The organism is Ilumatobacter nonamiensis YM16-303 (assembly GCF_000350145.1).
Taxonomy (GTDB): Bacteria; Actinomycetota; Acidimicrobiia; order Acidimicrobiales; family Ilumatobacteraceae; genus Ilumatobacter_A; species Ilumatobacter_A nonamiensis.
Map to the genome: position 1 here is coordinate 1 of NZ_BAOL01000220.1, position 9,819 is coordinate 9,819.

Genomic DNA, 9,819 nt, shown 5'->3' on the forward strand with positions numbered 1-9,819 from the left:
GCGCTCCGTGCGCGAACTGTTCACGAGAACGTGGGGATGGAGGCGTGCAGGGAGGCGCCGGCCGAGCGCAGGCCGGCGGGAAGTTCGACGATCCCGAGCTCGCCGAGGATCTGGCGACCTTCGGCGACGGACTCGTCGTCGGACCGCAGGTGCCCCAGGAGCAGCGCCGACAGACCCACCTGATACCGGGCACCGGCCGAGCGGGCGGCGGACAGGGAGAGACCGGCCGACCGGTCCGCCGCGACGAGGTCACCGACGGCGAGATGGATCAGTGCGCGCTGTCGTTCGATGCGGGCGGTCGTCTCGTCCGACAACTCCGCGCCCAGTCGTCCGAGCGCAGCCTCGGCACCCGCGTGATCGCCGATGTGGCTGAGCGCCTCGACGATTCGCACTCTGGACTCGGTGACGAACTCCTCGGCACCCAGCGCCTCGAACTCCGACAGGCAACGCGCGAGTTCCTCCACCGTCGTCGTCGCGTCCGCATCGCCTCGACGGGCACGGACCAGGGCCAGGTTGGCACGAGTTGCGACCACTCCGAACGTCCAGCCAGCCGCCGACCAGTTCCTCAACACCTCGGTGAACACCGTCTCGGCGAGGTCGAATCTGCCCCGGTCCGACCACACCTCAGCGGCATTGGCCCGCCCGAGGTTCGCCTCGATCACGTCGCCGGCGATCGCTCCGGCCCGTGCCGCCTCGTCGTACATGTCGACGGCTCGGTCCCAGTCGCACGCGAAGTAGGCCTGGATCCCCATGTTGTCGAGGATCCGCGCTTCACTCAGGTGGTCGTCGAGGTCCCGATGCAACCCGAGTGCTTCCGGACCGTACTCGTCAGCTTCCGGGCGCCCGAGGTACGTCGCGGCGACGTGGAGTCGGTCGAGCGCCCTTGCCAGCCGTTGCCGGTCGTCGAGTTGTCGAGCCGCGGCCGCGGCCCGCTCGGCGAGCACGAGGCAGTCCTCGAAACGACCCTGGCGGTGTCGGACCGCTGCGTACGCGAGATCCACATCCACATGCGCCTCCTGCTCGCGCTGCGTCGCATCGTGCTCCGGCAGCGCGTCGAGGCAACGGTCGAGCCATCGCGCCGCGACCGGCAGCGCTCCCTGGAGATCGCGGACCACGGCCTGGCGCCGCATGAGATCGACGGTGTCCACACCGTCGGCCCACTGCCGAGCCCGTCGGTACGTTCGGAACGCCTCGTCGTACTCCCCGAGCGCCAGCAGCGCGTCGCCGAGTCGTACCGCGGTGTCACGACGCTCCCCACGACTGACCGAACGGAGGTGTCGCGCGGCATCAAGGGCACGTCGATACGCGTCCGCTGCTTCGCGCTGCGCAAAGTGGTCGGCTGCCTGGGATCCGGCGAGCAGGCCGTACTTCCACGCCTGCTTCGGCTGCCCGGCCTCGCTGTAGTGCAGCGAGAGTACCGGGGCGAGGAGATCGGGCTGGTCGGTCGTCGTCTCCAGCCGACTGGCCACGTGCCCGTGGAGTCGACGACGTTCGCGAAACGGCAGGCCGGCGTAGGCGACATCGCGATGCATCGCGTGTCGGAAACGAAACTGTTCGTCGCTGATCGCCTCGATCATGTCGTCGAGTCCGGGATCGATCGTGATGTCGCCGCCTCCCACCGCCGCCACATGGCCGTGTTCGAACTCGCGCCCGAACACGGCCGCGATCCGCACCACTCGTCGATCGTCGGGCGGCAGGTCGTCGATCCGTGCGGCGATCAGCTGCTCGATCGAGTCGGGCAGGACGCCGCGCTCATCTCGCGAACGAGCGCGGGCCAGTTCGATCGCGAACAACGGGTTGCCGGCGGCACGCACGACGATCTGGTCGAGATCCGCGTCGGACAGCGAACGCTCGGCCGACTCGATCGCCAGCAGCCGGATGTTGCTGTTCGTGAGCGGTTCGAGCAGGATCCGGCGAACGTTCTTCGTCGGGGGCTCCCACGCGCCCTCGTCACGTCGCGTGAGCACCGCCGACCACGGCCGGGCCACGGCAGCGCGTACCAGATGGTTGACCAGGTCGGCCGACGCGTCGTCGGCCCAGTGCAGATCCTCGGCGACGAGGAGCACCGGACCGTCGAGCGTCGCATCGAGGAACTCCGTGACGACATCGTGGACCCGCTGTCGTCGGAAGGTCGGGTCGATTGCGTCGGCTTCAGGTGTCGATGCGACCGTGGCGCCGAACGGCAGGGCGAGCAGTGGGAGCATCGGGCGAAGGTGCGGGGCGCGGAGGGTGACGAGAGCATTCAGCCGGCGTCCGACCGCGATCGGATCGGCGTCGTGGCCGATGCCCGCACCCGCCCGGAGGATCGGACGGAAGACGCTGTACGGCGAGGCGGCTCCGTACGGCGTGCACGATGCCCGGAACGTCGTCCTCCGGTCCGCGGACCGGAGGAACGCCTCGAGCAGCCGCGACTTGCCGACACCCGCAGCCCCTTCGAGGATCACCGTTTCGCCCGAACTCTCGATCGCCGAGGTCAGCGTGTCGAGCTCGACCCGGCGCCCGATCAACGAGGTGGCCGACGAGTCCTGTCGAGCCTGCCCGGTCGCCGCCCGAATCCTGTGCGCCGTGATCGGAGCGGACTTTCCCTTGACCAGGAACGGCTCGATCGGTTCGGTGACGAACAGCGTGCGTGCACCGGACACCACCGATTCGACCGCCACCACGTCCCGGTCGCCCGCCTTGCCGAGCATGCGCGCCGCGGTGTTCACCGGGTCACCCATCGACGTGTACGCCCGTCGGATCGCCGTTCCGAGAAATCCGGCGAACACGCGACCCGTCTGCACACCCTGGCGGACGACGAAGGGAGAGTCGAGGGCGGCGATCCGCAGCGCCGCGTGGAGCATCGCATCGCAGGTGTTCCCCGGAGTGAGCGGGGCACCGGCACACAGCACGAACTTCACACCGTCCGGCGCGATGTCGGTGTGCAGTGCGGTCACCCCGAAGGCATCGCAGGCGGCGACGAGGGCGTCGACGAACTCGTGCAACGCCTCGGCGGTCACCCTCGGACCGTGGTCGGCGAGCATCTCCTCGACTCCGGTCACCATCACGAAACCGACGGTGACCAGTCGGTGCTCACCACCCAATCCTGCGAACGCGCTCAGCTGCTCGCGCACCGCTCCCGGAACGAAGGGTGTGTAGTCATCCGCGTTCGGCACCCGCGGGATCACGCCGCTGCGCGCGTCGCCGGTCGATCCGGACACGACCACTCCACCCGATTCCCGACGACCGATCATCTCGGGTGGAAGCTCGCGGACGAGCGACTCGGAGATCAGCGTCTCACCTTTCTCGGCCTCGCCCTCGAGGCGGATCACCTCGGTGGCCTGCGGACCGGTCACCACCAGCTCGCGGTAGCCGGACCCGACGAGGAACACATCGAACGGGCCCTCGGCGACGCCGACCGTCATGGTGAGCGACGCGCGTTTGGCCGCCGACGACGCGTGGAGCGCCCGCTGCATCTCGAGGCCGCCGTCGACGGCTCGGCGGGCGTGGGAGTCACCGCGGAAGAGCACCAGAATCGCATCGCCACCGAACTTCAGCACTTCGCCGCCGTATTCGTACGCAGCGCCCATCAACTCGGTGAAGCACCGATTCAGGAGTTCGGTGATCTCCTCGGCTCCGGCTTGGCCCTTGCCCGCCAGCTTTTCCGACAGCGCGGTGAAGCCCGAGATGTCGGCCGAGAGCATCGAACCCTCCACGCTCGTCCACGACGGCGTCGGTCGTTCGCCCAGCTCGACGGCGAGGCGCGAGACGAACGCGGCGAGTGGGTCGCCGGTGATGTCGGACGGAACCGAGGCGATCGATGTCGGCGGAGCGGTGTCCGGCGAGGTGGGAACCGTCGTGGTCGAACCGTTCGCGTCGGGTGGGGTACACACCGTCATGGCGAGCCGTCCGATCCGAACGTGACCACGAGGGTCGACGAGTCTCCACCGGGCGAGGTGGTGATCGCGACCTGGCCCAAGCCCGAGTCCGCCTCGAAATCGATGATGACCGCCGACTCCGACAGATCGCGGCGCTCGGCGACGTCGTATCCGGCCTCGGGCAATCCGAGGACATAGAAGTCGGCCAGCTCCGAGATCGTTGCCGAGCTCAGACCGGTGAACCCCGCGTCATCCGCTTCCGTGCTCGCCAGTTGCACCTCGAGGTCATCGGGGACGGGGAACGCCGCGAGAGCCTCCGGCACCTGCCCCGAACCGATCTGGACACTGCCGTCCTCGGTCTCGAACTCGACGACCTGGTCGCCGAGCGCTCCGAGGCTCAGCCCGGCACCGGGGGGCACGCCCTCCGCCTCTGGTCCGGTTCCGTCCGCGGCCGAGTCGGACGGGGCCCCGTCGTCGGACCCCTCGACGGACGCCGGAGCGGAACCGGCCGACGCATCATCGGCCGGATCCGACGAGGAATCTGCCGTCGTGTCCGGTGTCCGCGCGTCGTCGCTGGCGGTGCAGCCGGCGAGGACGAGCACGAGCGACAGAGCGGCGAAGCATCCTCGGATCACGGTGCCACCCTGATCCCGCCGAGCAGGACGAGATCGCCCTGCTCGTACAGGACGCCGTTGTCGTAGATGACGTCGCCGTCGGGGTCCTCGATCGTCAGTTGGTAGAAGTCGATCCGCCCGTTGTCGATGCCCTGCACCCAGAACCGATACCCGTCCACGCCGTCGAGTCGACCGGTGCCGGCCGAGACGGCGAGCGCGTCGTTGACGATCAGGTAGTCGTACTCCGTGGAGTCGAACACGAACTCTCCGACCAGGTGGAGTTTCGTCTCGCCGATCGGCTGGTCCGGGTGGTTCGGGCGGTAGCGAGCGTGATATCCGAATCGAGCAAGCGATCCCCACCGCGACCCGTCGTACGCCTCCGGTCCCGACCAGTAGAGCCCCGAACCCGTGACGCTGCCCCCGTCGGGATCGAACACCACCGCGAACTCGAACGCTTCGGTCGCAGAGTTTCCTGCGCCGTCGTCGACGGTGACGGTGATCGCGTACACCCCAGGGGCTCCGTACACGAAGGAACCGACCGCCGTTCCGGACGAGCCGACCGCCGGTTCGCTGGTGATCTCGCACGCAGGGTTCCCCGACTGCGGCTCGGCCTCGGTTGCCGAACAGGTCGTCGAGGGGCCATCGGGCGTCCCCCAGTCGATCGTCACCGTGTAGTCGTCGTTTCCGTAGTTGCGGTCGTCGAACTCGACGGACAGCGTCACGCCGCCACCGATCGCCTGGGGAGTGAGCGGACCGTCGATCGACCGGATCACCGGTTCGTCCTGGACCACCTCGAACGTCACCGACTTCAGGCTCTCGTTGCCGACCGAATCCGTGCCGGTCACGGTCAGTTCGTGCTCGCCGACGCCGAGGTGGTCGAGCGCGGTCCCCGACGGGAACGGGTCCCCGCCGTCGACGGCACCGAGACACGTCGTCGACGAGATGTCGCGACAGCTGAACGTCGCGACGACACCAGGACCCGCGAACAGTTGCGCACCGTCGGTCGGTGCGGCGATGGTGACGTCGGGCGCCGTCGTATCGATCACGATCGACACGGTGACGGTTCGCGAGCCGCTGGAGATCACGACGGTGTTCGGGCCCTCCCGATCGATGGTCACGCCGTCAACCGGCAGCGGCGCTGCAGCATCGTCGTTGACGGCGTAGGTGATGTCACCCGATCCGTCGTTGTCGGCCACGGACACGACCACGGGCCCGTTGAACACGCCGTTGTCCCCCGACACGTCGGGTTCCGGGACGATGGCCACGGTGATGTCGGGATCCGACGGATTCGTCGGCACGGCCGAGTAGTTCCCTGACTTGTTGTTCGCGAATCCGACGTTGCCGGCGCCGTCCTTGGCCTGGATCAGGAACTCCACGTTCTCGACGCCGGCTGTCAGATCGACGCTGCCGACCCAGGTGCCGTCGACCAGCACCAGGTCGACCGTGACCCAGTCGACGGACGAGGCACCGGGCGATTCCGCGACCAGCGCTCGGACGATGTCGACGCCCGAGCCGGCTTGATCCGATCCGCCGCCGTCGGTGATCCTCGCGCTGATGGTGAGTCGACCATTCGACACGAGTCCCGTCACGTTCGTGATCGTCGGTGGTGTGAAGTCGTCCTCGCTCGCATCGGCGTAGAACACCATCAGATCGAGGTTGTCGTCGAGGCGCTGGACGCCGGACGAGCTGCTTCCGCGGAATTGACCGGTCGTCAACGCGATCGACTGTCGCGTGCCCTCCGGCTGTTCGGTCGTCCGGACCGACGAGGGCGACCCCGGGAACCGAACGTCGGACACCTGTGGTTCGGGCTGGGCCGCGCCGCCGTCGACCACCGGCTTGACGATGACCGGATCGACCTGCTCGTAGGTCGAGTCCATGTCGATGATCATGGCACCGTGGGCGACCTGCTCGAGTCCGGTCGGGTCGGCCGGATCGACGTCGGTCACGTCGATGGTGAGCAACGGTTGAGCCGGGTTGAACGGCACCTTCGTCTCGAGGGGATCACCACTCGCGTTCCGGTTGACGAACTTCGTTCCGTCCGCCGGCGAGTCGTCCCGCTCGTTGTCGGCGGAGACGTCGTTGATCACGACCACGCCGTTCTGCGGTTCGTTGTCGGGCACGTCGGCCGCTTCGTCCGGTGTCACACTGCCGATCCGGTAGAACGGGACGCCGTAGTAGGTGGCCTCCATGAGTGCCTTCTCGTCGTAGGCACTCAGCTGGCCGAGTTCGGCGAAGTAGTCGTTCTTGGCGAACTGCAGCGCCTGACCGGCGGTCGTGATCGGCTGCGCCGGATCGAGCAGCGTCGGGTTGACCAAGGCTTCCCCGAACAGGTCCATGAGCCGTTCGGAGTAGGCGACGAGATCCGTGTCGCCGTAGCCGTAGCCGGTGTTGCCGACGTAGATGCCGCCCACTCCGCTGAAGGCCTCGGGGAAGTCGTTCTCGAGCGGCGTGTCACCGTCCAGCAGACTCGCGGGCACCGACAGGCCGCTGTGACAACCCATCGAGAACGTCACCTTGCCGACGAGGGAACCGGGGGCATTGTCGAGCACGGTCTGAGCGAGGAACAGATCGGATTCGTCACCGGTCGAGTTGCCGAGTGCGGGAAGTGCGCGGCGGTGGTCGAAGTGCGCATTCAACGAGATGATGTCCGGCGACGGGCCCGTGTCGGGGAAGAGTTTGTCGGCGAGGTCGTCGGCGGTCCACGTGTCGTCGTCCTGAGAGGATCCGAACTCGTCGTCGACGATCAATCCGGCGGCCTCCATGTCGGCCGCGATCGCTTCGGATCCGTCGTCGAGGAAGTCGTAGCCCATCACCAGTCCGGTCTCCGGTTCGAGCACGCCGTCGGCACCGACGAACGACTCGAGCTGCAGGGCGATCTCCGCGGGACTCTCCACGAGTCGCCCGAGCGCAACGTCGGTGACGTACAGGAACCGGTCGCCGAAGGACAGCGCATCGGATTCGCCGTACGGTTCGTCGGTGAGGATCTGCGACGCCCATGCGGCGCCGGCGAGCGCGTTGTTGCCGCCGAACGTGTTGCGGTAGTCGTACTCGTTCGAGATGGTCGCACCGTCGACGACCCTGGCCATCGGGATCACGTCGTCGCCACCGACGATCATGATGTGTTCGATGTCGCGAGTGGAACGCAGCTCGGTGATCTCGTCGGCGATCACGCCGACGACCTCGTTCGCGCGATCGGGGTCGCATGGATCCGCATCCCAGTTCGAGTAGGCGGCGTCGATCCCGGCCAAGCCGTCGACGCTCACCACGCCCGGGACGATCCCCAGTGCTGCCCCCTCACCGGACAGGTAGTCGGTGAGCGCGTCGACTTCATCGATGGCCTCGCCATAGGTGTCGGGATGGAGCGCGCTCATGCGCTCCTGGTTCACGACGATCAAGGTGTTGGCATCGGCAGGAACCACGGAGGGACCTGCCGCGATTCCGGCATCCAGTTCGATCGTCGGGCACGGCGGCGCCGCGGAGCCCTCCGTGATCGACGCTTGCAGCACGAGCGGTTGCGGGGAGCTCGCGCCGTTCGCTCCGTACACCTGGACGTACACCGTCCCCGCGGACAGCGGCGGCGTGACGACGGTCTCGGGCATGAGCCCCCGACGCGCGCCCGTCGCCACGACCGGAAGGCCGGCCGCGAGCCCCACGTCGTTGCCGACGCCCGGGACGACGGAGACCGAACCGTCGGCTGCGACATCGGGGTCGGTGGCCGGCGCACCAGCGTTCTGTCCGCTCGTCGGGACCAGCGGGGTGATCGACGCGGCCTCGCTGCGTCCGTGGACCGTGACGTCGAAGTCGGCGGCCATGTTCGAGAGGTTCACGACGAGGCGTTGTCCCTTGTCGACCGGAATGGCGAAGTAGTCGACATCCTCCGGGGTGATGTGCGTCAGGTAGAGCGACTCCTCGCCGATCGGCGTAGCGGTCTCCGGGGTGTCGTTCGACTCGAATGCCTGCTGCACCGTGACGTTCTGGATGGCCGTCAGGCTGCCGGGGACACCGACGATGCGGGCCTCGGCCGCAATCTGGGACTGTCCGATCTGGAGCGTCGGCTGCAGATCGAACGCGATCTCGTACTCCGCAAGGGGGACCGCGTTCACCGTCCAGGTCAGCCGGTTTCCGGCACGCACCGGGTCGGGAACCGGCTCACCGTTGACCGTGGAACTCCCGGCGAGGTAGCCGGTGGTGGGTGGTACCTCGACCGCCACCTCCACCTGCTTGCTCTGGGTCGTGTCGACGATCTGGATCTCCGCCCCGAACCGGACCGACCCCACCGCATCGGGCAGATCGGCGGTGTCCACGTCAGCGAACCGCACGCGTTCCCACGGGTAGTCGGTGGGCGTCAACAACGCGAGCAACAGGTCGCCGAGGGTGACGCCATCGAGCGCGTTCGGGTCCTCGGCGAGGATCGCACCGACGAGATCGCCGAGCGACACGTTGCCGAGTCCGTCCGACGCGATCAGGTCTCCGATCGTGAACTCGTCGACGTACAGATCCGCGAGTGAGAGCTGGCTGTTCGCCAACATCGTCTCCAACGCGGCGACCGCCTCTGCGTCGGTGAATCCGAAGACACCGACGAGATCGTCGAGTCGGAGATCCTCGAGATACGGAGCGATCTCGGCGAGCGTCAGTCCCGCAAGGTCCGGGAGATCGCCGAGCGACATGTCGTCGAACGACAGCAGATCGGCCAAGGTCAACTCGCCGTCGGCTCCGCTGCCCGCCAGGGTGAGGACGGCGTCGAGGAATTCCTGTTCGGAGATGTCGAGAGCATCGAGCACGTCGTTCCAGCGCAGTCCCGACAGATACGGGGCGAGGTCGCCCAGTGGGAGCTGCCGGAGGATGCTCGGCGGAAGCTCGCCGAGGGTCAGATCACCGAAGTCGAGGTCGTCCGACGTGGTGATGTCGCCCCAGGTCAGATGACCTTCCGGGCCAGTTCCCGGGATCTCGGAGATCATCGTGAGGAATTCGGCCTCCGTCATGTCGAGGACGGAGAGCATCTCACTCCATCGCGAACCGGCGAGCAGCGGCACGAGGTCGTCGAGCGTCGTCCCGCTGATCGCGGCCTGGTCGAACGCTTCCTCGAAGGTGAGCGTGGAGGTGGAGCAATCGAGTGCCGTGCAGTCGATCACGTCGGACAGCGACGCGATCGGGAGCGACGCGATCGGGAGGGAGGCGATGGGGAGGCTGGCGATCGGAAGGCTGGCGATCGGAAGCGACGCAATCGGGAGCGATGCGATCGGCAGACTCGCAATGGGAAGACTCGCGATCGGAAGGGATGCGATCGGGGTGCCGGCCGGGTCCAGCGAGGCAATCGGCAGCGACGCGATCGGCAGACTCGCGATCGG

3 protein-coding genes are annotated in these 9,819 nt (G+C 67.7%); all 3 read right to left on the bottom strand.

The window, feature by feature from the left end; all coding sequences use genetic code 11:
- Window positions 1-20: 20 nt before the first annotated feature.
- A complete protein-coding gene (locus tag ON45_RS17725; protein WP_040495634.1) occupies window positions 21-3,878 on the bottom strand; it encodes an AAA family ATPase in 3,858 nt (1,285 codons plus the stop codon).
- Window positions 3,875-4,492, bottom strand: a complete 618-nt coding sequence (locus ON45_RS17730) for a hypothetical protein (protein ID WP_040495635.1) — start codon at window positions 4,490-4,492, stop codon at window positions 3,875-3,877. The genes ON45_RS17725 and ON45_RS17730 overlap by 4 nt, the downstream gene beginning before the upstream one ends.
- On the bottom strand, window positions 4,489-9,819 hold a 5,331-nt coding region (locus tag ON45_RS17735; protein WP_040495636.1), incomplete at its 5' end, for a hypothetical protein. The genes ON45_RS17735 and ON45_RS17730, both read right to left, overlap by 4 nt.

What these genes read in the sequence shown, in the direction of transcription:
- ON45_RS17725 (WP_040495634.1), bottom strand. Translation starts at nt 3,878, where the DNA reads ATGACGGTGTGTACCCCACCCGACGCGAACGGTTCGACCACGACGGTT.